General features: G+C 67.6%; 28 protein-coding genes. 7 read left to right on the forward strand and 21 right to left on the reverse strand.

All coding sequences use genetic code 11. From position 1 onward, the window contains the following. The first annotated feature begins 259 nt into the window (after positions 1-259). Positions 260-616, forward strand: coding sequence for a DUF192 domain-containing protein (locus ACW4TU_RS15035; protein ID WP_457428321.1), 357 nt, complete (start codon positions 260-262; stop codon positions 614-616). Positions 617-1,010: 394 nt separating this feature from the next. On the opposite strand, the gene ACW4TU_RS15040 is transcribed toward ACW4TU_RS15035, so the two are convergent. After that, entirely contained in the window at positions 1,011-1,829 is an 819-nt protein-coding gene (locus tag ACW4TU_RS15040) for a class I SAM-dependent methyltransferase (RefSeq protein ID WP_457428322.1), read from the reverse strand. Between the two features lie 100 nt (positions 1,830-1,929). On the opposite strand from ACW4TU_RS15040, the gene ACW4TU_RS15045 reads away from it, so the two are divergent. Continuing rightward, a complete protein-coding gene (locus tag ACW4TU_RS15045) occupies positions 1,930-2,418 on the forward strand; it encodes a DinB family protein (protein WP_457428323.1) in 489 nt (162 codons plus the stop codon). A 47-nt stretch (positions 2,419-2,465) separates the two neighbouring features. On the opposite strand, the gene ACW4TU_RS15050 is transcribed toward ACW4TU_RS15045, so the two are convergent. From ACW4TU_RS15050 to ACW4TU_RS15065, 4 genes are all read right to left on the reverse strand, one after another. Continuing rightward, positions 2,466-3,014: a GNAT family N-acetyltransferase gene (locus ACW4TU_RS15050; protein WP_457428324.1), complete on the reverse strand. Its 549-nt coding sequence runs from the start codon at positions 3,012-3,014 to the stop codon at positions 2,466-2,468. Positions 3,015-3,062: 48 nt separating this feature from the next. Continuing rightward, entirely contained in the window at positions 3,063-3,644 is a 582-nt protein-coding gene (locus ACW4TU_RS15055; protein WP_457428325.1) for a dihydrofolate reductase family protein, read from the reverse strand. A gap of 284 nt (positions 3,645-3,928) precedes the next feature. Then, positions 3,929-4,270, reverse strand: a complete 342-nt coding sequence (locus ACW4TU_RS15060) for a helix-turn-helix domain-containing protein (protein WP_457428326.1) — start codon at positions 4,268-4,270, stop codon at positions 3,929-3,931. Next, the gene (locus tag ACW4TU_RS15065) at positions 4,264-4,629 is read right to left on the reverse strand and encodes a type II toxin-antitoxin system RelE/ParE family toxin (protein WP_457428327.1); all 366 of its coding nucleotides are present in this window, start codon (positions 4,627-4,629) and stop codon (positions 4,264-4,266) included. The genes ACW4TU_RS15060 and ACW4TU_RS15065 overlap by 7 nt, the downstream gene beginning before the upstream one ends. Before the next feature lie 176 nt (positions 4,630-4,805). Here ACW4TU_RS15065 and ACW4TU_RS15070 point away from each other — a divergent pair, with 176 nt between their 5' ends. Next, a complete protein-coding gene (locus ACW4TU_RS15070) occupies positions 4,806-5,633 on the forward strand; it encodes an HARBI1 family protein (RefSeq protein ID WP_457428328.1) in 828 nt (275 codons plus the stop codon). A gap of 61 nt (positions 5,634-5,694) precedes the next feature. Here the strand turns inward: ACW4TU_RS15070 and ACW4TU_RS15075 are convergent, their stop codons facing one another. After that, complete coding sequence (locus tag ACW4TU_RS15075) at positions 5,695-6,210, reverse strand: ATP-binding protein (RefSeq protein WP_457428329.1); 516 nt, start codon at positions 6,208-6,210, stop codon at positions 5,695-5,697. Between the two features lie 289 nt (positions 6,211-6,499). Here ACW4TU_RS15075 and ACW4TU_RS15080 point away from each other — a divergent pair, with 289 nt between their 5' ends. The 3 genes from ACW4TU_RS15080 to ACW4TU_RS15090 all read left to right on the forward strand — a co-directional run bounded on the left by ACW4TU_RS15080 (position 6,500) and on the right by ACW4TU_RS15090 (position 8,473). Continuing rightward, the gene (locus tag ACW4TU_RS15080) at positions 6,500-7,360 is read left to right on the forward strand and encodes a helix-turn-helix domain-containing protein (RefSeq protein ID WP_457428330.1); all 861 of its coding nucleotides are present in this window, start codon (positions 6,500-6,502) and stop codon (positions 7,358-7,360) included. Between the two features lie 10 nt (positions 7,361-7,370). Beyond that, a complete protein-coding gene (locus ACW4TU_RS15085) occupies positions 7,371-7,562 on the forward strand; it encodes a hypothetical protein (protein WP_457428331.1) in 192 nt (63 codons plus the stop codon). Between the two features lie 167 nt (positions 7,563-7,729). Further along, positions 7,730-8,473: a phosphotransferase gene (locus ACW4TU_RS15090; protein ID WP_457428332.1), complete on the forward strand. Its 744-nt coding sequence runs from the start codon at positions 7,730-7,732 to the stop codon at positions 8,471-8,473. A gap of 58 nt (positions 8,474-8,531) precedes the next feature. On the opposite strand, the gene ACW4TU_RS15095 is transcribed toward ACW4TU_RS15090, so the two are convergent. From ACW4TU_RS15095 to ACW4TU_RS15155, 13 genes are all read right to left on the reverse strand, one after another. Beyond that, on the reverse strand, positions 8,532-9,158 hold the full coding sequence (locus ACW4TU_RS15095) for an OmpA family protein (protein WP_457428333.1): 627 nt from the start codon (positions 9,156-9,158) through the stop codon (positions 8,532-8,534). A gap of 2 nt (positions 9,159-9,160) precedes the next feature. After that, positions 9,161-9,763: a hypothetical protein gene (locus tag ACW4TU_RS15100; protein WP_457428334.1), complete on the reverse strand. Its 603-nt coding sequence runs from the start codon at positions 9,761-9,763 to the stop codon at positions 9,161-9,163. 15 nt (positions 9,764-9,778) lie between these two features. Further along, positions 9,779-10,387 (reverse strand): pilus assembly protein TadG-related protein, encoded by a 609-nt coding sequence (locus tag ACW4TU_RS15105; RefSeq protein WP_457430110.1) that lies wholly within the window; start codon positions 10,385-10,387, stop codon positions 9,779-9,781. After that, positions 10,384-10,584, reverse strand: a complete 201-nt coding sequence (locus ACW4TU_RS15110; protein ID WP_457430112.1) for a hypothetical protein — start codon at positions 10,582-10,584, stop codon at positions 10,384-10,386. The genes ACW4TU_RS15105 and ACW4TU_RS15110 overlap by 4 nt, the downstream gene beginning before the upstream one ends. 108 nt (positions 10,585-10,692) lie before the next feature. After that, entirely contained in the window at positions 10,693-11,505 is an 813-nt protein-coding gene (locus ACW4TU_RS15115; protein WP_457428335.1) for a response regulator, read from the reverse strand. Beyond that, on the reverse strand, positions 11,472-12,917 hold the full coding sequence (locus tag ACW4TU_RS15120; protein WP_457428336.1) for a sensor histidine kinase: 1,446 nt from the start codon (positions 12,915-12,917) through the stop codon (positions 11,472-11,474). The genes ACW4TU_RS15115 and ACW4TU_RS15120 overlap by 34 nt, the downstream gene beginning before the upstream one ends. A 14-nt stretch (positions 12,918-12,931) precedes the next feature. Next, positions 12,932-13,822, reverse strand: a complete 891-nt coding sequence (locus ACW4TU_RS15125) for a DUF5936 domain-containing protein (protein ID WP_457428337.1) — start codon at positions 13,820-13,822, stop codon at positions 12,932-12,934. Between the two features lie 17 nt (positions 13,823-13,839). Then, positions 13,840-14,781 (reverse strand): type II secretion system F family protein, encoded by a 942-nt coding sequence (locus ACW4TU_RS15130; protein WP_457428338.1) that lies wholly within the window; start codon positions 14,779-14,781, stop codon positions 13,840-13,842. A 55-nt stretch (positions 14,782-14,836) separates the two neighbouring features. Next, entirely contained in the window at positions 14,837-16,183 is a 1,347-nt protein-coding gene (locus tag ACW4TU_RS15135) for a TadA family conjugal transfer-associated ATPase (RefSeq protein ID WP_457428339.1), read from the reverse strand. A 42-nt stretch (positions 16,184-16,225) separates the two neighbouring features. Continuing rightward, a complete protein-coding gene (locus ACW4TU_RS15140; RefSeq protein WP_457428340.1) occupies positions 16,226-16,621 on the reverse strand; it encodes a TadE family protein in 396 nt (131 codons plus the stop codon). After that, the gene (locus ACW4TU_RS15145) at positions 16,621-18,249 is read right to left on the reverse strand and encodes a CpaE/TadZ family protein (RefSeq protein ID WP_457428341.1); all 1,629 of its coding nucleotides are present in this window, start codon (positions 18,247-18,249) and stop codon (positions 16,621-16,623) included. The genes ACW4TU_RS15140 and ACW4TU_RS15145 overlap by 1 nt, the downstream gene beginning before the upstream one ends. Before the next feature lie 89 nt (positions 18,250-18,338). After that, the gene (gene cpaB, locus ACW4TU_RS15150) at positions 18,339-19,058 is read right to left on the reverse strand and encodes a Flp pilus assembly protein CpaB (RefSeq protein ID WP_457428342.1); all 720 of its coding nucleotides are present in this window, start codon (positions 19,056-19,058) and stop codon (positions 18,339-18,341) included. Between the two features lie 78 nt (positions 19,059-19,136). After that, positions 19,137-20,033, reverse strand: coding sequence for a hypothetical protein (locus ACW4TU_RS15155; RefSeq protein ID WP_457428343.1), 897 nt, complete (start codon positions 20,031-20,033; stop codon positions 19,137-19,139). A 351-nt stretch (positions 20,034-20,384) separates the two neighbouring features. On the opposite strand from ACW4TU_RS15155, the gene ACW4TU_RS15160 reads away from it, so the two are divergent. Next, positions 20,385-20,666 (forward strand): hypothetical protein, encoded by a 282-nt coding sequence (locus ACW4TU_RS15160; RefSeq protein ID WP_457428344.1) that lies wholly within the window; start codon positions 20,385-20,387, stop codon positions 20,664-20,666. A gap of 177 nt (positions 20,667-20,843) precedes the next feature. On the opposite strand, the gene ACW4TU_RS15165 is transcribed toward ACW4TU_RS15160, so the two are convergent. Together ACW4TU_RS15165 and ACW4TU_RS15170 are read right to left on the reverse strand one after the other, a co-directional pair. Continuing rightward, positions 20,844-21,272 (reverse strand): hypothetical protein, encoded by a 429-nt coding sequence (locus ACW4TU_RS15165; RefSeq protein ID WP_457428345.1) that lies wholly within the window; start codon positions 21,270-21,272, stop codon positions 20,844-20,846. Between the two features lie 118 nt (positions 21,273-21,390). Continuing rightward, positions 21,391-21,711 (reverse strand): hypothetical protein, encoded by a 321-nt coding sequence (locus ACW4TU_RS15170; protein WP_457428346.1) that lies wholly within the window; start codon positions 21,709-21,711, stop codon positions 21,391-21,393. Positions 21,712-21,716 lie beyond the last annotated feature (5 nt).

The following is a 21,716-nucleotide window of genomic DNA, read 5'->3' on the forward strand; positions in this document are numbered from 1 at the left end:
CCGGCAACGCGTGGATGGCCTCGGAAGCCCGGTTTCACAGTCGGATCATGGCCGGAAAACAGCGGATTCCCAGGAAATATCGCGGGTTCCGGGGAGATCCAGAGGGATTCGGCGGGTTTCACCACCTGGTGAACACCTCCGGCCACCCCGGGTCCATACGGGTGTCGGACGCGTTCGGGCGAGCCTCCGGCCTCTGCGTCCCTCCCAGGGGCGATCCGGTCGCGAACGCCCGCTTGACGCCCTCGCTAACTTCACAGCCATGGCCACGTTCACCACCGCTCAGACACCGGATCCGATTCCGCTGGAGCTCGCCGACTCCGGCCGAGCCCGGCGACGGGGGCTGCTGGGCCGGGACGGAATCGAGGGCGCGCTGCTGCTGACGCCCGCGAGTTCGGTGCACACGTTCGGGATGCGGTTCGCGATCGACGTCGCCTATCTCGACGGAAAGGCGCGGGTCCGGGCGGTAAGGACCATGCGTCCGGGCCGGGTTGGGCTCCCCCGCCCCTGGGTGCGGTCGATCCTGGAGGCGGAGGCCGGGGCGCTGGAGAGGTGGGGTGTACGCCGGGGTGTACGGCTCACGATCCGGGCCGACGGGCCGCAGTCGGAGGGTTGCTGAGCAGGCGCGGAACGACTTCGCGCGAGTGCCGGGCGGGGAGGCAGGGCACCGCGCAGGCCCCTCCTCTGCGCGGTACCGTCCGCGCAGCTTTGCTCACGCGAATTACCTTTGGCCAAAGTTACGCGACACCGAGCCATGCTCGCGAGCGACAGGGATAACGATGTGGAAACCCCGTGAAACCTTTTCGGGCATATGCGCACATGTCTCACGGGTGACGCGCACGGCCACGACAGCCACGCTCCTTGCGCCGAGATCTCGCCAATATTCGGACGGCAGGGAGCGATATCCGGATGTTTGCGATGAATAAGTCCTTATATGTCATGGTTCACCCGTATTATTCGACCGCTTGGCGATCGATCCGGCCGAGCCGCGAAGAGCATCCGGATCAGCCGCATCAGGCGGACGGCTTGCGGGCCTCGAAGAGATGGCGGCTGCTGTGTGCCACGAACGAACCCTCGGCCTCGATCCGCTCGTGCAGGGACCGGAGCCGGGGGCGGTAGGCGTCGACAGTGAATCCGGGCACCATCCAGATCACCTTGCGCAGGAAGTGCACCACGGCCGCGATGTCGTAGAACTCCATCCGCAGCCGCTCGGCGCGCAGTTCGACGATCTCCAGCCCGGCGGCTTCCGCGCCGACCCGCTCACGGTCGGGGTGGCGGGCGTCGCGTCCCTCCGCCGACTGCGGTCCGAGGAAGTACTCGACGAGTTCGTACGCGCTGGCGGGCCCGACGTGCTGGGCGAAGTACGTACCGCCGGGTCGCAGGACGCGGGCGATCTCGGTCCAGTGCGGCGAGACGGGGTGCCGGCTGACGACCAGATCGAAGGCGCCGGCGGCGAAGGGCAACGGTGCGTCGTCCGGCACGGCGACGACCGCCGCACCGCGCGGGTGGAGCAGGGCGGTGGCTTTGACGACGTTCGGCGGCCAGCCCTCGGTGGCGACGGTGAGCGGGGGCAGCTTCGGGGCGGTGTTGAGTACCTCGCCGCCCCCGGTGTGCACGTCGAGGGCGGCGGACGCACGGGCCAGCCGCTCCCCCATGGCCCGGGCATATCCCCAGGAGGGCCGCTCCTCGGTGGCCCTGCCGTCGAACCAGGAGAAGTCCCATCCGTCGGTGGGGACGGCGGCCCCCTCAGCGAGGAGTTGTTCGAAGGTGGGGATGGAGGTGGGGATGGAGGTGTGCACGGGAGCGCGTACAGGAGTGGTGGGCGCGGGCATGAGGGCGATGTTCGCAGGCCGCTGTCGGGGGCCGCTGATATTTTCCGCCGCACGACGGAAGCAGGACGCAAGCGGGACGGAAGAAGAGGTGGTCGGGGACATGCTGTACGCCGATGACGAGACGACGACGCTGCGCGCGAAGCTCGACCAGGAGCGGGACTCCGTGCTGTGGAAACTGGCGGGCCTGAGCGAGGAACAGGTCCGCAGACCGATGACACCGTCGGGGACGAGTCTGCTGGGGCTGGTGAAGCATCTGGCGTCGGTGGAGTACGGCTGGTTCGTGGAGACGTTCGGCCGGGAGGTGGAGCCCTTCTGGTTCGACCCGTACCTCGGCGAGGACATGACGGCGGGCCCGGACGAGACCACGGCCCGGATCACCGACTTCTACGCCCGTGCCCGCGCCGCCGCCGACCGCGTACTCACGGAACTCCCCCTGGACACCCTGGGCAGGCCGGCCTGGCGGGACGACGAGTGCTCGCTGCGCTGGGTCCTGGTCCGCATGACGGCGGAGACGGCACGGCACGCGGGGCACATGGACATCCTGCGGGAGCTGATCGACGGGGCGACGGGAGAGTACGAACCGTCGTAGCTCAGGAGCTGACTGCCTGGTGTGGCTGGCTTAACGACCTCATGACCTCACGACCTCTCGGCGTCGAGGACGAGCATGACCTGCTCGTTGTCGCCGTGGCTGACCGTGCCGGTGCGACGGAAGCCGTGCTTTTCGAGGAGGCGGACGGAGGCGGTGTTCCCGGCGAAGGGGTCGGCGTAGAGGGGCCGGCTGGTCTCGCGCAGGAGGAACAGCCCGAGGGCGACGCTCCCGACCCCTCTCCCCCAGTAGGGCCGCCCGAGCCAGTACCCGATGAAGCGACGGCGACCTCCACCGGCACCCTCTTCGCCCTCCCACCAGGCGACGATGCTGCCGGCGGGCTCGGTGTCCACGGTGATCGTCTGCACGAACACGGTGCTGTCGCCGAGGATCTTCGACTTCCAGTGCGCCATGAAGGCGTCCCGCGGCCGGGGCGTGAACCGCGACCGCCGGACGGCTTCGGGATCGTTCTCGTACGCGAGCAGAAACTCCAGGTCGGCTTCCACGACATCGCGGAGCTGTACGTCGTTGCCAGTTCCGCCGTCGGTCAGATGGTCGGGGTCGTTGCCGGGCAGGTCCTCGGACTCGTCGTCGGTCATGGTGGGGAGTCTGGCAGGGGGCACTGACATCGACCGGCGGTGCTACCTCTACAGGCCGTCGCTGCCGGCACGTTCGTACCGCAGGAGTACGACACCGTTGCCGAAGGTGCGTGATTCGGCGAGCCGGAGCCGGGTGAGGTGATCGGCCTCGGGGAAGAGCGGCCTGCCGCGTCCGATCAGCACGGGATGGACGCACAGGTGAAACTCGTCGACGAGGTCGTGCCGCATGAACTCGGCGGCGAGTTCGGCCCCGCCGACCACGAGATCCCCGCCGGGCTGCTCCTTGAGCGCCCGAATGTCCTCCGGGACGACCTCCCGCACGATGGTGGTGTTCCAGTCGGCGTGCTCCAAGGTCCGGGAGAACACGTACTTCGGGATGTCCCGCCAGATACCGGCGAACTCGACCATGGCCTCCGTGGTGTCGGGGCCGGGGTCGGTGTCGGCGGTGGGCCAGAAGTCGGCCATGAGCTGATGGGTCACGCGCCCGGCGAGAATGCCGCCCATGCTTTTGACCCGCTGGTTGAAGTACCGGTGAAGCTCTTCGTCGACAAGGTGCCAGTCGATCTCGCGGTTGGGTCCCTCGAAGTATCCGTCGAGGGAGATGGACATCATCAACACAACTTTCCGCACGACACGCACCTCATCGACATCGGGGGCTGCGACTGGTGCTCGCGGTACTCATCGGACGTCACCCAAGGCCCTGCTGCCACGTGTGCTTTCACGCTATCCATCAGCGCATGGCGGCACCAGGCAGAAACCTGTCAACCGTTGGAGCATATTGGATTGAATAACTCACATGCAACACCACTTGACCTATAGCGGTTGCATAACATAATGACCTGCTCGCTGCATGCTACGGCGAGCAGGCCGTTTCACTGCCGAATCGCGAAGGGCAACCGGACGGGCGCGCTTACCTACGCTGCGCGCTCCCCGAAAGCCACAGTGTTGGCACCGTCGGCCACGACGTGAAGATCCACCGTGACGTCCAGCGCGCCGGCCAGACGGACCAGAAGGTCAGCAGTGACAGGCAGCATGCCGCCCAGCTCCAGGGCCTCCACCGCGTCAGGGGTCATTCCGAGACGCTCACCCAGTGCGGACTGCGACAGCCCCAGGAACGCACGCCGGTCGTACACCAGCTGCCCCAGGACAAGCGCCAACCGGATCTCCTCACGCTCGGCGACGACCTCTGGGGGCTCTGCGTACCCCTCAACAACGCGCCGCTGCTGAGCCAGCTTCCAGCGGGTGTGATTCACCATTCCTCCCGGAAGTCGCGAGTGAACTCCTCGTGTGCAGGACCGTGTTCCGCCTCGCACAGCAGCTTTGCCTGCTTGACCTCCGCCTCCTCCCGCATCCTGGTCTTCCTGAAGACCGTGAGCAGGACGATGCGTCGGCCGGGTGCCAGCCAGTACGTCACCCGGACCGAGTTTCCGTCCAGGATGAAGCGCAACTCGCGTACACCCTCGCCCAGACTACGTGAGTGCGGCTCACCGAGTGTGGTCGGTGATAACGCCAGCAGCTCTGCCTTTTCCTCGGCCTGCCGAAAATGACGGGGCGAGAGTGCCTCAAGCCAGAGCCGCACTTCTGGTTCCACTTCGATCTCAAAGAGTGCGGTCACACCCCGAACGTAGGCATTACCTCGTGTCGGCATTGAGCTTTTCCCGGTAAGCACCCGTCGCTCGCTGTGATCGCGATGCTGGCGCTGCGGCCCCGTGCGGTCCTCAAGTCCGTGCAGGCGTAAGGCCCCTCGTAGGAACGATCTTGCGACAGATTGTTCTGACCGAGGGGCCTCACGTGTCGACCAGTGTCACATACACCGCCGTGCTCGATGCGAAGCGGACCACCGCCGAGCACCTGGCCGGCCTCCTGCGTGACCACCGGATCGTGGCCAGGACCCGCGAGGGCCGACGTGCGCTGGGCTGCTTCAAGCAGGCCGTACTCGTGCTGCGCTGGTTCCTCGACGGCACCCGGTTGGCTCAACTCGCCCGTGGCAACGGACTGTCGGCCTCCACCTCCTTCCGCTACCTCCACGAAGGACTGGCCGTCCTGGCCGCCGGAGCACCGGACCTGTCCACCGCGCTGGAGCGTGCGAAGGCAGCCGGGCTGACGCATCTGAACCTCGACGGCACGGTCATCCGCACCGACCGCGTCGCCGCCCCGGGCCCCAACGGCGCAGACCTCTGGTGGTCGGGAAAACACAAGCACCATGGCGGGAACGTACAGGTCATCTCGACTCCGGACGGCTGGCCGATCTGGGTCTCGTCAGTACGGCCGGGCCGGGAGCACGACACCACCTGCGCCCGCCACCACGGGCTGGTCGACGCCCTCAACCGCATCGCGGCCGAGCTGGACATGCCGACCCTCGTCGACCTCGGCTACGAGAACGCCGACGACGGCTTCCGCCACCCCGTCAAAAAGCCCGCCGGAGCCGAGCTGACCGAGGCTCAGCAGACCTGCAACAAGGTCATCCGCGGCATCCACGGCGTCTGCGAGCGCGCCAACTCCCTGCTCAAGACCACCTTCAAGGCCCTGCGCCGGGTCAGCCTCGACCCCAGCCGCATCACGAAGATTGCCGCCGCAGCCCTCGTCCTGCTTCAACTCGAGTACGACCGCACCATCTGAACAATCACACAACGTCATGGTCCATTACTGGGAAAGGCTCATTGCCACACCCGGGCCCGCTTCACCCATTCGTGCGCTCCCCCGACACCCCGTACGTTCGCGCCCCCGACCTCGGGAGCACCGCCCACATGCGTGTGCCGCCGCCCGGTTCGCGGGCCGCGTCGAAGCCCCAGTCACCCTGGCAGGCTCGGACGACGCAGGCCAGCACCCGCAGGGTCGCGCGGCGCCTGGCGTCGCAGGCTGCCGACAAGCGGGGGTGGGCGTGTCGGGGGTGAGCGTCGTAGAGGATCACGCGCAGCGCTCCGTCGCGATAGCGGAGCGAGATGTAAATGTCGTCGGCGGTTGTGAAACGGCAGGCGCAGGATGTCAGTTCGCTCACGACCTGGACCGCCGCGTCGGCTACGTCGTGCAGGCCGTGCATGCGCAGCACCGTGCGAGCGGCCGCCCTCGCGATCGCCGCACTCGTCGGCGCGGCGGGCAGGGTGAGGCTGTACGCGAGTTTCTCCGGCTCGGGTGGCGAGGTGGGCAGCGGGTCGATGGACAGTGGGCAGGTGCTTGCGGGGGCAGGTGCAGTCATGGCAACTCCATTGCACGAGTGGCACGTTCGAAGGCGATTCGACGCGTGTGCGGTGCATGCAGCCGGCGGCCCGTCTCCCTGACGCGAGCCCGACCCTCCCAGGAAAGGAGCTGCGGACAGGCTCACGTGATGCACTTCCGGCAGTGCGTTGTGTAGTCCCTACGTCACCGAAGGTAGCGGCGTTGGAGTCACAGTGTCCATCAGTTCAGTGATAATTACCCCCTAGCGAGTGGACCGGGGGAATGCTTGATGGGCAGACTGTGAGCCATCCAGGCCTAGAGGGGATGGCATGTCGACCAGGACCACGCCAACAGAGCGGCAGAAACGACTCGGTGCCGAGATGCGCAAGATGCGTCTCGCCACCGGCTGCACAACCGAGTACGCAGCCGGTCTGCTCGGGATCGACCGGACCAGGCTCTCCAACATGGAGTCCGGGATCCGGCCCTTCTCAGCCGAACGGGTCCGCACGCTCGCCTGCAACTACACCTGCACAGACGCTCGTTACGTCGAGGCGCTCTCAGCCCTGGCCGACATGGTCGGTAGCAAGGAACGCGGGTGGTGGGAGAAGCACCGGGGCAGCTTGCCCGCTGGGCTGCTCGACATCGCGGAGTTGGAGTGGCACGCCGCGCGCGTGCGCACAGTCCAGATCATGCACGTACCAGGACTGCTCCAGTCCGAGGAATACGCCCGCGCGGTCTTCGACGCGGTCCTACCGCCCCTGTCCAGACTGCAGATCGAGTTGCGTGTCGCCCACCGCATGGAGCGGCAGCAGGTCTTCGAGCGTTCACAACCAGTGCCGTACGTCGCCTATGTCCACGAAGCGGCCCTCCATATGCCGTTCGGCGGTTCCGAAGTGACCCGAGATCAACTGAGGCGCATGTGCGCGGCGTCCGAGCAAGAGAACGTGGAGGTACGGGTCATCCCGTTCACCGTGAGCGGCTTCCCCGGAGCGGGACACGCGCTGCTGTTTGCGGACGGGGTGGTGCCGCAGCTCGACACGGTGCAACTCGACTCCGCACACGGGCCCGAATTCACCCACGCCGAAGCGCAGCTCAGCAAGTACCGTGTCCACCTGGACTGGATGGACAACGCGGCACTGTCACCGGCGGTCTCCCGTGATCTCATCCACCAGATTGCCCGCGAACTTTAGGGGAGAGATCGTGACCGGCATCCAGTGGGAAGAGCCCTTCTGCGGGGAAGGCAACAACTGCTTCCGCCTGGGCACCGACAACGACGGCAACGCCTACATAGCCCTCGCAGGACAGGAAGAGCGCTACCTGACAGACAGTCGCGAGGCCCTCCGCGCGCTGGTCCAGGACATCAAGGCAGGGAAAGCGGACCACCTGGTGTGAACGAGGAGGAGCGCCGACCCGCTCCCTCGGGCACGACAGGTCCCGACCCCTCAACCCTGGTGCTTCCAGGTGGAGAAGTTCCCTCTAATTGAGGTGATCGGCAAAGGCACGTCGGCCAGACTGCCACCGTGCGACACGATGAAGAGCAGCCATTGTCCGGCGGGAACATGAACGCCGGTGTCGTCCGCATCGGTGATACCGTCCGGCGCCCGGCGGGACCGTGGACGCCAGCAGTGCATGCGCTGCTGGCCCATCTTCACGAGGTGGGGTTCCGGGCGGCGCCTCGGCCCCTTGGCATCGATGAGCAGGGCCGGGAGGTGCTGAGCTTTGTGAGGGGCGAGGTGATCTGGCCCGCCCGGTTCACGCTGGTGGAGACCTCACTAGGACTGGCTCGCGTGGCGCGTCTGGTCCGGGACTTCCACGATGCCGTGGAGGGGTTCACCCCGCCGCCCGACGCCCAGTGGCAGGTGCTGATCCCCGTCGAGGGGGCTGACATCATCGCCCACCACGACCTGGCCCCCTGGAATCTCGTGGCCGAGGGGGAGGACGCGTGGGCCTTCATCGACTGGGACACCGCCGGTCCCGGTACTCGGCTCTGGGACGTCGCCTATGCGATGCGCGGCTTCGTTCAGTTGTCCGCGCATCCCCACTGGCAACGTGCCGATGCCGACAGCCGCCTGCGGGTCTTCGCCGACGCCTACGGGCTCGAGGAGAGTGAGCGGCGTGAGTTGGTGCCCCTGTTGGGCCGCCGTACCCGGGCCATGCACGACTTCCTGCGTGAGCAGGCAGCGGAGGGCAACCAGCCGTGGGCGACGCTCTGGGCCGAAGGGCACGGCGACGCCTGGCGGAGCGACGCCGAATACATCGAACAGCGCGAGGAACAGTGGGCGCGTGCCTTGCTCGCCGGCTGAGTTCGGCGCGGTTTGAGGCGGCGGGGGCGTGATGTGTCGTAGGGACTCTGACTCGGATTCACTCCCCCTTCTGGAACGTCACCTCCACGCGCCGGTTCTTGCGGCGGCCCTGTTCCGAGGCGTTGTCGGCGATCGGGTAGTCCTCGCTGTAGCCGCGTACCTGGAAGGTGACGTCCGGGCCCAGGCCGACGGCCAGTTCGTCGTGGACGACCTCCGCGCGGTTCTTGGAGAGGGTCAGGCCGTGGGCGTACGAGCCGAGGTTGTCGGTGAAGCCGAAGACCCTGACGTTCGTGGCCTTCTGTGCCTTTATCTCGTCGGCGATCGCCTGGATGCGGGAGCGGGCTTCCGGGTTCAGTTTCGAGCTGTTCTTCGGGAACAGGACCTCCGCCTGGAGCGCGAAGGTCACGCTCTCGCTCGTGTCCACCCGGCGTTCCTCGCCGCCCATGTCCTCCACGACCGACATGATGTCGAGGACCTTGGACGGGGCGAGCGTGGCGCCGTCGGCCATTTTCAGGCCGGGGCTGTTGGGGTCCACTTCGGGGGGTGGGGAGGTTGTCAGACTGCCGCCCGGGGGCGCGCTCGGGTCATCGCCGTCGGCATAGGCGACGGGGGTGCCCAAGGTGAGCGCGGCCAGGACTGCCAGGGCCGTGACCGTGGTCGCGGTGGAGCGATGAGTGCGGGTCATCGTCACTCGCCCTCAGTGATTTCGATGGACGCCGGGGGCATCGAGCCGACCTGGAAATCGACCTTACTGGTGCCTCCGGGCGGGGCGGGGAACTGAGCGAACCAGTCCGTCGTGTCACCCGTTCCGACGCCGCCGGTGAACCTGGTGCACAGGCAGCGACCTTCCGTGTCACGCAGTACGAGGTACTTCTTCTTGCCTGCCGTGTCGAGAAGACTCGCACCCGCGATCGATCCGCCGTTCTTCACGAGGTCGTTCTCGTCGCCGCGCCAATCCGCCCCGACCCACGGTGCACCAGTGCCATTGGTCACCTTGCCTTCGACGGTGACGAAGCCGCCTTCGTCACGAGAGGCCGACGTGACCTGGAGCGTCAGGCCTCCTGCCTTTACTTCGGCCAGCACCGGGTCGCCGGCAGGGGCTTGAGACTCCTTCTTGTCCGCGTCCGCGTCTCCCTGGTTCTTGGCGGTTGGGGTGGACGAAGAACCCGCGCTCGACGCCTTGTCGTCGTCGCCTCCCCCGCCACAGCCGGCCACCGCAACAAGCAGCCCGGCCGTGATCGCCACCGTCGACAGCGCCCTGCGGCTCTTCTTGGTATGCCGGAAATCCATCGGTACGGCTTCCTCTCACTCGGCCAGATGCACAGAGAACAGCACGGACGCATCGGGGAAGTCGTCCGGATCGAAATTTGTGGGGTCGATGTCCACGAGGTGGCCGTCGCAGTCGAGTTGGACTGGCTTCGTGGGATCCGCATCGGCGTCGAAGTCGCAGCGCGGCTGAAGAACGGCTATGGCATGGGCCCTGGCATGCATGCCTTCCGTCCCCGGGATGATCGAGGCGCCGACCGTGTTGTTGGTCTCCACAGCGACCCTGAATCCGGGATAGCCATCCTTGACCACGGGGTCGGCGCCGCCCTGGACAGTCGCGTCGTTCTCTGCGGCGAGTGCCTGTGCTGCCGCCGTGGCCCCGGTGCCCGGTAGCTCCTGGTCATTCAGCCAGTCGAGCCAGTCGCCATCCTGCCCGATAGCACCGGTCAGGGTCTCCACCAGTTCGTCCCGGGCGTCCTGTGCCGCCGCCAACGCCGCAGCGTCCGCCGCAGATTGGGCTCCATTGCGGACGGACGCTGCTTGGGCGAACACGAAGAAGGCGACGGCGGCAAAGAGCAGAATCGCGGTCAGCCAAATGTAGATCGGAAGTGTCTGACCTCGGTCCTCGCGTACTCCCGGAAGCCTCAGTCCCCGATGACGTTGTTCACTGCCGTCAGGATCGCCTGTGAGATCAACCCGTCCAATCCCAGCCCGTCGATCAGCGTAAAGATACCCGCGATGATGATCATGAGGCCCGCGTACTCCACGAACCCGGCCCCCGCGTCCCGGTCCTTCCCCCGCATCCGGGAGACGACGGTCCGCGCCCACTTGTTGACCTTCAGCATGGCTTGCGCCTTCCCGCCCGACACCACTACCGACTTCAGCACAGTATGTGAAAACCCGCCTACTCCGCGTGGGCCCAGGGACCCAACTTCCCTCCACGGGACGCCCCATCACTCCCATCCCTCCCGAGCCGTACCCAGCCACCGGGCGATCGCTTCGCTCCGTGTCGAACTGTGCAGCTTTGCGAAGATGCGGTTGATGTGGTTTTTGACGGTCTTCTCGCTGATGAAGCAGGTGGCGGCGATCCGCTGGTTGTTCACGCCGGCGGCGATGAGATCCATGACCTCCACCTCCCTTGAGCTCAGGCCGAAGTCCCGTCGGCTGCGGGCGCGGGCGGCGAGTGTCATCGCGTGGCCGAGCCGGGTCCTTGAAGGCTGTCGCAAGAATGCCATAACTGGTTGCATGTGCGAAGAGCTTTCGTTCGGTTCGTAGGAAACACCGAGCGAATCCGCGACATCCGGACCGGGAGTACTTGGAATGCCGGGAATCCTCGGAGTAGAGGCATGCGGCGCACTTGACGGCTGCGCCACGACCCGCGCCCCCTGTCCCACCGCCCGTACCGCCTCCGTCAGCTCCTCCGTCGTGAAGCCTCCGTGGACCAGGTAGCCCGACGCGCCCCTGTGCAGCGCCTGCCTCACCACCTCCGGTTCGCTGCTGTACGTCAGCATCATCACCGGGGCCAGTAGAACCAGTTGGGGGAGAGCTGTGAGGCCGTCCGTGCCCGGCATGCGTACGTCCAGGAGGACCACGTCAGGGTGCACTCGCTCCGCCGCCGACACCGCCTCGGTGCCGTTCGACGCCTCCGCGACCACTTCGATGTCCGGGTGGCCGCCCAGGAGTGCTGTCAGGCCTGCCCGTACTACCGGGTTGTCGTCCGCCACCAGCACCCTCAGCAGGTCCTGCCGCCGTTCATCTGTGGACATGGGATGCGGCCTCCTTCCGGGGACGGGCACGGGGATGGGTGCGAGGCAGGGGTGGGTATGTGGTCGAGTCCGGGTGGCAGCGCGTCCACCCGGATCTCCGTGCCGCCGTTCTCAGCTCGGCCCACGTGCATCAGCGCCCCCAGCGATTTCGCCCGTTCCACCATGCCCAGCATGCCGAAGTGGCCTGATCTGGCTGTCTCTTCGAGGTTCAGGGGGCCGGGGATGCCTACTCCGTCATCCCGGATGCGGAGGGTTACGCCCTCCCCCGACGCGGTCGCCTCCAGCATCACCCTCGTCGCGTTCGCGTGCCTGCGCGTGTTCTCCAGGGCCTCCGACACGATCGCCAGGAGGTGGTGGGCCGTCCGGTGCGGGACCACGCCAATCCGTGCGGTGCTCGTCTCCAGGTTCGTGCGGATTCCTGTGCTCCGCTCGAACTCCGCCGCCTTCTGCACCAGTTCAGCGATCAGGTCTACGTCAGGGGACGTCAGGTCCGTGTGGTGGCGCAGGTCGGTGAGGAGGTCTCGGGACTCCGTTGCGGCTCGGCGGGCCGCCGAGGCGACCAGGGTTGCCTGGCGCCGTACGACGTCAGGGTCCGCGTCGTCCGCAGAGGTTGCCGACAGCGCCTCCGCCGCCAACGCCAGGCCGTGCAGGGTCTTCGTGACCGAGTCATGCATCTCCCTTGCCAGACGCGCCCGTTCCGACTCCACCGCCTCGGCCACCGCCAGCCGGGAGTTCGCCTCCGCCAGTGCCTCGCTCGCCGTACCGAAGCGGAACATCAGGTTGCGCAACGTGACGCCGATGATGCCGGCGCCGACGCAGAAGCCCGCTATGAGGAGGGTGCTGGTTCCCGCACCCGGGCGGTGTTCCCACGCTCGGTGGACCGTGAGGAGCACCACCAGTTGGAGGCCCGTGAAGACGCCCGAGCCGCGCCAGCCGTAGAGAAGGCCGGCGAGGAGAGGGGTGCACACCGTGGCGTAGGCGAGGGGGGAGGCCGGGGAAGCGGTGAGGAGGAGTATGGCCGCGAACACCAGGTCCGCTGCCATGAGGGTGGGGTGGGCCAGCAGGCGCGGGGCCAGCCGGTCCCAGTCGCGGTACATGGCGTACGAGGCGGTGATGCCCAGGACCGCCGCCGCCAGGACCACGTAACGCGGGGGCCCTTCCGCGGTGTTGGTCATCGCGAAGGGGGTGCCGAGGGCCAGCATCGTCATGCGTACGGCGAACGCCTGACGGCACAGGGCCTGTAGGGCGTTCAGCTGGAGGCGGACGGTGGCGGGGGCCGGGGCGTCGTCGGCCAGGTAGCCGGCGGTCGGGTCGTAGCCCCGGAGCCGGACCCGGCTCCCGCCCCGGCTCCGGCTCCGGCCCCTGACCTGTCGTCCCTCGGGTCGCCCTGCCTTCGTGGCTTTGGCTTTCATCGGCCGCACCGCCCTCAACGTCCCAGAATCGAGCCGAAGTTCGTACCAGAGCCGAGGAACATGCCTGTCGCGATGAGGATCATCGTCGCCGGCAGCATGAACACCAGGGTGACGAGGGTTGCCTTGGGGATCGTCTTCGCGGCGCGGCGGCGGGATTCCTGGGCGTCGGTGCGGCGCATGTCGGCGGCAATCTGGATCAGGGTCTCGGCGATCGGGGAGCCGAGTTCCTCGCCCTGCTGGAGCGCCGAGACGAACTGGGCCACCTGCTCACTGGAGTTGCGCTTGCGGAGCTGGTCGAAGGCCTGGCGGCGGCTGACGCCCATGTCCATCTGGCGCAGTGTGATGCGCAGTTCGTCCGCCCAGGGGCCCTCGTACTTCTCCGCCACCCGGTCCAGGGCCTGGCGGAAGCCCAGGCCCGCCGAGACCACGACCGCGAGCACGTCCAGGAAGTCGGGGAGTGTGCGGTCGATGACGTCCTTGCGCTCCCGTACCGCCTGCCAGATCGCGGCGTCCGCCGCCGTCACCCCGAACGCGAACGTGATGACCGCGAGGACCAGTTGGCCGTTGGTGAGGAAGATCAGGCCGAGGAGGACGCCGAAGGTCAGGTAGACCGCTCGGCGGGCCGCGTAGCGGGTGATGGTCAGGCCACCGGGGTTGCCCGCCATGTCGATGCGCAGGCGTTTCGCGTCGACCCGGCGGGGGCCCATCAGGCGTAGGACGAGGGGCGCGAAGCGCATGCCCATGCGGTCCACCGCCGAGTCGGCCTTCGAGACCCGGGTGCCGCCCACCTCCAGGGCGAGGAGCAGGTCGGAGGGGAGTTTGGCGTCGGCTCGGATCATGCGGATGCCCAGCAGGGCGCCCGCGACGGCGAGCGCCATCACCAAGGCCAGTAGCAGTGGCAGCATCCGATCACTCACTCCCCTCAGACCTCGATCTTGCCCAGGCGGCGGATGACGAAGAAACCGACCGTGTACAGGCCCAGGGAGAGGAGGATCAGGGCCTGGCCGAGGCCGGAGCCGGTGACCCTCTCCAAGGCGCCCTCGTTCGAGGAGTTGATGAGGAGGAGGGAACCGAGGCCCAGGCAAGGGACCGTGAAGGCCGTCGCGTTGACCTCCGACAGCATCGTGCGGACTTCCCTGCGCGTCTCCTTGCGGTCCTCAAGGGTCTGGGTGAGGTTGCGCAGCGAGCTGACCACCGAGCCGCCCGCCTTGTTGGCAAGGATCAACGTCGTCACCAGGACCACCAGTTCGCGGGACGGCAGGCGTTCCGCCAGTTCTCCCAGCGCGTCGTCGACCGTTCGGCCCATGGTCAACTGGTCGGCGACCCGGGCCAGTTCCTCGCCCGCCGGGGCCTCCAGCTCCTCCGCCGCCATCGCCAGTGACGTACGCAGGGCGAGACCGGCCGCCGTGGCGTTGGCCAGCAGGCGGGCCACGTCGGGGAGTTGATTGATGAACGCCTCGATACGTTTCTGGCGCTGCCAGTTCAGGAAGATCGCCGCACCCCAGACCGTCACCAGCGCGGCGATCGGGCCGAAGAAGGGGGCCAGTACGGCGGCTGCCAGCAGCCACAGCGCGACGCCGACCGCGGTGACGTACGTGAAGAACTCGCCCGCTGTCAGGTCCAGTCCGGTCGCCGAGAGGCGGAGGTGGATCTCGCGGCCGAGGCGGGTGCGGCGCAGTCGGCGGTCGACGGTCGCGAACCGGCGTACGCGGCCGGCCGCCGTGCGCAGCGCGCCGCCGCCGGAGAGACGGTCTTCGAGTTCCTGGCGCTGGGCGCGGCCGGCGGCATACGTGTGCACGCCCGCGACGGCGAGCGTGCAGCACAGCATGGTGGCGCCCAACGCCAGCGGGACCGAGTTGTTCATGGCTGATCGCTCCGCCCAGTTGTACGGGTCCTCGGGACGGTCCTCGTCCGCGTGTTCATCCGATCGCCTGCCTTGTGTCCAGTACGTCGAGCACCTCGGCCACTCCGAACGCCGGGGGCAGCGATTCGTTCGCCAGGTACAGCTTCTCGGCGACCGGGCGCGGCACCGGGAGGTGTTCGAAGTAGCCCTGGGCGACGCGGTCGGGGCCGGTCGGGCGGGTGACGTAACGGGAGACGGTCACGATGCGGAACTGTTCGCGGCCGTGGGAGACCAGCAGGGCGATCTCCGCGACCCGGCGCGACCCGTCGACGTGGCGGGCGAGTTGGACGACCACGTCGACCGCCGAGTTGATCTGGTCCTTCAACGCCTCGAAGGGGATCATGACTTCGGACATCGAGCCCAGGGTCTGCAGACGCATCAGCGCGTCCTCCGCCGAGTTGGCGTGCACGGTGGCCAGGGAACCGTCGTGGCCCGTGGACATCGCCTGGAGCATGTCGAGGGTCTCGCCGCCTCGGACCTCACCGACGATGATGCGGTCGGGGCGCATGCGCAGGGAGTTGCGGACCAGGTCGCGGATGGTGATCTGGCCCTTGCCCTCCACGTTGGGCGGGCGGGATTCGAGGCGGATCACATGCTCCTGCTGGAGCTGGAGTTCGGCCGAGTCCTCGATGGTGATGATGCGTTCGTGGGAGGGGACCAGGCCGGAGAGGGCGTTGAGGAGCGTCGTCTTGCCGGTGCCCGTACCGCCGCTGACGATGACGTTGAAGCGCGCCCGGACGAACGCGGCGAGGAGCATCAGCATCTGCTCGTCCAGCGAGCCGAGGCCGATCAACTCCGGGAGTGTGTAGGCGCGGGGGAAGCGGCGGATCGTGAGCGTCGGGCCGGTGAGGGACAGCGGCGGGATGATGACGTTGACGCGTTCACCGGTGGGCAGGCGGGCGTCGACCATCGGATTCGACTCGTCCACCCGCCTGTTGACCGTGGAGACGATCCGCTCGATGGTCTGCATCAGCTGCTCGCTCGACGCGAAGCGCATGGGGAGCTGTTCGACGCGGCCCGCTCGTTCCACGAAGATCGAGTCGGGGCCGTTGACCATGATCTCGGTGATCGACGCGTCGGCGAGGAGAGGTTCGAGGACGCCCAGGCCGAGGGCTTCGTCGACCACTCGCCGGATGAGCTGGGAGCGTTCGGCGGAGGAGAGGACCGGGCCCTCGCGGCTGATGATGTGGCCGAGGACGCGTTCCAGCCGGACACGGCGTTCCGCTGCCGCGAGGCTGGACATCTCCGCGAGGTCGATCTCTTCGAGGAGCTTGGCACGGTAGACGGCGACGCGGTGACCGTCCTCGCGTTCGGTTCCGCTGCCGTTGTCGTCGGCGGAGGCTATGCGGGAGCGAAGGCTCATGGTCTCTGTCTCAACTCCTCTCCATTGATTACCGGTTCGCGGTCAGTTGTCTTCGTCGTTGGGCATGGTGGCAGAGCGTTGCAGGTCCCACTCGCCGAAGATCGGGATGATCGCGGGGACATGGACGGTCACGGTGGCCGTGGTCGTGTCGCCCGCGCCCAGCGGCGCGTCCACGTCCGGGTCGAGCCAGTCGCTGACGGAGGCGACGCCGGCCGCCACCCCGTCGCCCCCGAGCGAGGTGGTCCGGGCCGCCGCGCGGGCGCCCGTGCCGGCCTGGTTGACGCCGTAGCCGATCAGGCCGAGCTGGATGCAGGCCAGGCCGATGAGGATGAGGATCGGGAGGAAACCGGTGAACTCCAGGATGGAGGAACCCCGGTCCCTCTCATCCCGGAGGCGGTTCGCAAGTCGGCCCCGAAGGCGCCGGCGCCACGTCCTCATCAGTGCTCGTCCCCCTCCAGCGCCGCCCCCGCCTCGCCGTTCACCGTCCAGTTGACGTCGAAGCCCGGGAAGAACAGCGGTACTTGGGCGCTGACCGTGGCCTTCATGATCTCGCCCTCGGGAGCGCAGCTGATGGCCGCGCCGTTCCAGGCTCCGGGGAGGTTCTCACCGCCCGCGCTCTCGCAGGCTCCCGCGTAGCTGGTCGGGTCGAGGGCGTACGCCGCGGTTGCGGCGCGAGCCGCCTCGTCCGCCGCGTTGCCGGCCAACGAGTACGTGTAGCCGTACAGCACGCACTGCCACAGGATGCTCATGACGACGAGCAACAGCGGGAACATGCCCGCGAATTCGAGGGTCACGGCCCCTCGGTCGCCGCGTTCTCCTCGTCGGCGCAGGTTCATCGCGCCCCGGTCCGACGACGATGACGACTTACGTCGCCTGCCGCCGCCCCCTTCCTGGACGACGACCAGCCCCAACTCCCCCGCCAGCGACCAGAGTGCCTGCTTGACCGTCGACCGAGCGTCCAGGTCCTGGAGCCGTCCGGCGTCCACAACGCCCTGAAGTTCCTTGAACGCGGCGGGAATCGTCGCGCGGGCGACCTTGGTGCCGGTGACCTTCTCCACGAGGGAGGGCTGGATCTCCGTACCCTTGGACTGCCGGTTGACGACTGTCAGGGTCTCCTCGGCCTTGCGGATCTGGAGGCGGTCCCAGAGGCGGACCATGCGTTTGGCGGCTCGTACGGCGACGACGTCCGGGGTGACGAGGAGCAGGGCGTGGTCGGCCATCTCGACGGCGGCGGCCGTCGCCGAGTCCATCCGGGCGCCGCAGTCGACGATCACGACGTCGTGGCGGGAGCGCAGGGCGGCGACGACCTGGCGGGCCACCCTGTCGGTGACCTCCTCGCCGCGTTCGCCCTCTGCGGGGGCGAGCAGGAGGCCGATGCCGGTGTCGTGGATGAAGACGGCGTCCTGGAGGACGCGCGGGTTGATGTCCGTGATGGCGGCCAGGTCGGCGATCGACCTGCGGAACTGGACGTCCAGGTAGGAGGCCACGTCCCCCGACTGGAGGTCCAGGTCGAGGAGGGCGACGGTGTGGCCCGACGCCCGTGCGGCGAGGGCGAGTTGGACGGCCGTGACGGTGGCGCCGACGCCGCCCTTGGCGCCGGTCACGGTGACGACCGTGCCGCCCGGTCCGGCATACAACTCCGGTGCGGTGCTGCCGAGATGGCGCCGCATGCCCGACGACCAGGCCGCCGCGGCCGTTACGCGTTCCGCCAAGGCCTCGTAACCGAGCGGAAGCTGCACGATGCCGCGGGCGCCGGAGTCCATGGCGGCGGTGAGGACGCCGGTGCTGGGGTCGGCGGTGATGAGGACGACGCCGACCGCCGGGAAGCGCATCACGAGGTCGCGGACGAGGTCGAGGGCCGGGACGGGCCCTATCCGCTCGTGCACGAGGACGACTTCCGGCAGCTCGTCGAGGGACTCGGCGGCCAGCCGGGCCAGGGTGTCGAGCAACGCGGTCGAGTCGGCGACGGGCGGGGCGGGTTCGGCGTCGGGGAGCCGGCTGAGGAGGGTGCTCAGGGCGCGGGCGGACTCGATGTCGGCGGTGGCGGCGAGCACGCGGATGGTCATCGGCGCGTCCTCGGAAGGCACAGCCGCGGCTTCGGCTGCGACCGTCGCCGGGGCTGCGGCTTCGTACGTACGGACCTCATGCCCGCCTCCTACTTGTCCTTGTTGAGGGTGTACGTACGGTCGGCGGCATCGGGGACGGCCGTCAGTTCGCCGCCCGCGACCAGGGACAGGCGGACGTGTTCGGCGAACGACTCGGCGTATGCGACGCGTTGGGCGTCCGCCGTCTTGAGGGCGAAGGTGATCGGGACGGCCTCCGTCGCCGTACGCTGGCGGTCGTTGCTCGACTGCCCCGGTTCGAGGGCGGTGAGCTTGCCCACGTCGATGACGCGCGCGTTCGTGACGAGCAACTTGGCCTCGTCGACGCCCTTCTCGCTGTCCTTGGACTCGAAGGTGGCGTAGATGTTGACGAGCGACCCCGGGTTGATCTTTCCGGCCACACCGGTCGACGCGTCGATCAGGATCGCGATCTCCTGCTCACCGGCGGCCAGTTCGGGCCGGTCGACGATCATGTCGGTCTGCAGCAGGGAGCCTTTCTCCAGCCGGGTCACCGCGACCTTGCCGCGGATCTGGGAGACGCGCGTGACAGCGGTCTCCGACAACCACCGCTTCGGCATGGAGATCTTCTCGAACTGGTCGGCCGTGAGCTCCTTGTAGGGCGCGATGTCGCTCTTGAGGCGGTACGCCGTCACCTCCGGCCCGACCTTGGAGTTCACGTCACGGATCACCGAGAGCACTCCGACGAAGGCGCCGATGGCGCACAGGATCGAGAGGACCAGCAGGATGACGCCGCGGCGCTGGCGTGAGTTCATGACGCGGACAACCTCGATCGGGGGTGGGGACGGACACGTCTTTTGCGTCTCTTACGTCTCTTGCGTCTCTTGCGTCTCTTACGTCGTGCCTCGGGGCAGTGCTCGTACTGGTGTTCCTGATGCTCCTGCCGGGGTTCCTGCCCGCCCGAGGGCAGCGGGAAGCTCCGTAGGCGATACGAGTGGGGCGGCGCAGAATCCGCAGCGGTCGCCGATGAGTTCGAGGCCGCACCAGTGGCACTCCTCGCGGCGTACGGAGGAGACCAGTTGGTAGAGCACGGAGACGTCGTGCAGCCCGGCCGCGAACTCGACGATCTTCCCGGTCCCCCACCAGCGCACGGACTCCGCGGGCAGCGGAACCGGGGCGACTCCCTGCACGCGCCAGGCGGGTGCGAGGGTCGCGGTGACCCAGTCGGAAGGCGGCTGCCCCTGCGCGACGAGCAGCCGCGTCCCGAACTCGGGCCCGGCCAGCTCCTCCTGTCCGACCCGTACGAGCTGTGCTCGCGGATTGGCCAGTACGGCGAACTGCGCGCCCGGTACCCACGACTTGGCGTGCGACTTGAGGGAGACGGGCACCCGGTCGAGCTTGGCGACGGAGCCGAGATGGGCGCCGGCGTAGATGTAGTGGGCGAGCAGGCGGGCGGAGGACGCGAGCACCCCCGGGCTGAAGTCGCACATGGAGAGCTGCCTCAACTGCTGGGCGAGCAGCGCCACTCCGAGGGGCGGCAGTTCGACGGCGAGCAGCGCGATACGGTCGCTCTCCAGGACGGAACGCACGGTGTGCAGCCGCCGGGTGACGGCCGGGTCCGTGGACGCCGGGTAGAGGGCGATGACGTACCCGTGCTGCTCGATGAGCGTGTGCATGCCCATGAGGGCGCCGTCGAGGGTGTCGAGGGACGGGACGGCGGCGGGCGGGGTCTGCCGGTCATGCGGTGGGAGCACCAGGTCGGAACTGGTGACGGCTATCGCGGTCGGCACGCTGCACACCACCCCGTTCACTGCGGCGGGGTGGTCGGCCACCGCCTCAGATCGCCCCTGTGACGTCCTCTTGCATCAGCACCTTATCCACGGCATGGCCCGCTCAACACCGAATCTCCTAGATCAACTAACGGAAGGTGGAGCTTGATCGACGGAGAGTGAGGCGAATATGCCACAAGTCGGGTGCCGGAGAGAGTAGTTGACGGGGCCCGTCCGGCGAGGCCGACGCACCTTCCCTGGACAGGTCTGCCGAGATTCTTCACACCTTCGACAACTTCTCGTGTAAACCTCACCTGCGGAATTGTGGCCTCCATCACAGCATGAGCGGTTCGCGCCTGATCCACTGCGCGGATGCTGATCAACCTGATACTCCGCGTCCTCCCCTGGTGGATCCGCGAACCCCTCGTCATCGCCGTCAGCCTCTTCTTCTGCGGCCTCGCCTTCTACTGGACCATCACGGACGGAGGCTGGGCCAGATTCGGCATCGGCGTCATGTTCCTCGCCGTCGCCGCTCTCCGGATACACATCCTCAGAGGGGAGTTGCGATCGTGGCAGGCGACCAGGAGAGCCGCGCAGGCTCCTGCGGCTTCGCCTGCTTCTCCGGCTGCTTCTCCTGCGGCCGACGGGAACTGACACCTCGCCTACGGGCGACTGCGCCGACCTGGCACACCCTTCGGCCCGACCAAATACGTCTGAGCCGTTGCTGCCGCACTTGCCACGACAGGAAGCCCGCCGCCGGGTAAGGGTCGCTCTCGGTCTCGGTCTCGGTCTCGGTCTCGTCGCCGATGACCTCGAAGATCCCGCAGTCGACTAATCGAAGTCGGCGTCCGAGAAGGGAGCAGGACGCTCCCCCCAGTGAAACGCATACCCCCCTCCTCCTTCCCGAGAAACGGCATGCAAGCCTTGGCCAGGAAGGTCGAATTCCTCCCGAACCCAGCCATCCATCGCCAATGCCGCGACTTCCGACCGAAAGTGGGCAAGAGGGAATACAAGTGATGTGACCTTGACGATCAAGCCGTCCGGATGAGAGACAGACAGACTGGGGGCGTGAACCGAGAGCCCGAATGAAAGCCATGCCAAATCATGCCAATTAACCCCGCCATGCGGAGTCAACCACACATTGCGGTAGACCTGGATAAGAAATTCTTCGCTCACATCGAAAGCGCGATACTCAGCCGTCAAGTCTGCGGCCAAGCCGCCGAGGGGGCTACGGAGACGGTATTTGAATGTGCTCGTCATATTCTCTCGCTATCTGGTCATCGAGGCACAGCAGATGCTCGCGCCCCCGCCAGCCCCATTCGGACGTCATACCGACCGTCGCCCGTAGCGGTTACGCAGCAGAAGGACCCACTGCGGCTCACTTTTTGATCGTCCAGACATGGGAGTCCACGGGAGGAGCCGGCCTAACTCCCCAATCGGAGAGATCCTCGCCAGGCGCGCCGTACGGCAAGTGCCCGTCTCGCGGCTCGAAGTAGACACCGTAGGCCCAGAATTCCGGCAACTCATGACACATGAGGTCGGGGTATGGCTCGATCTGAGCACCCTCGTACGTCGAGTTGATCCTGGCCACGGCTTCAGCTCGCGAGATCCCGAACCGGCTGACCATCTCCTCGGTGATTTCGCGGAAATAGTTGAGCATCTTCCCGTCGAGTTCGATGAGGAACTCCTCATTCCTCACAATGG

Source organism: Streptomyces kryoterrae, from assembly GCF_054072135.1.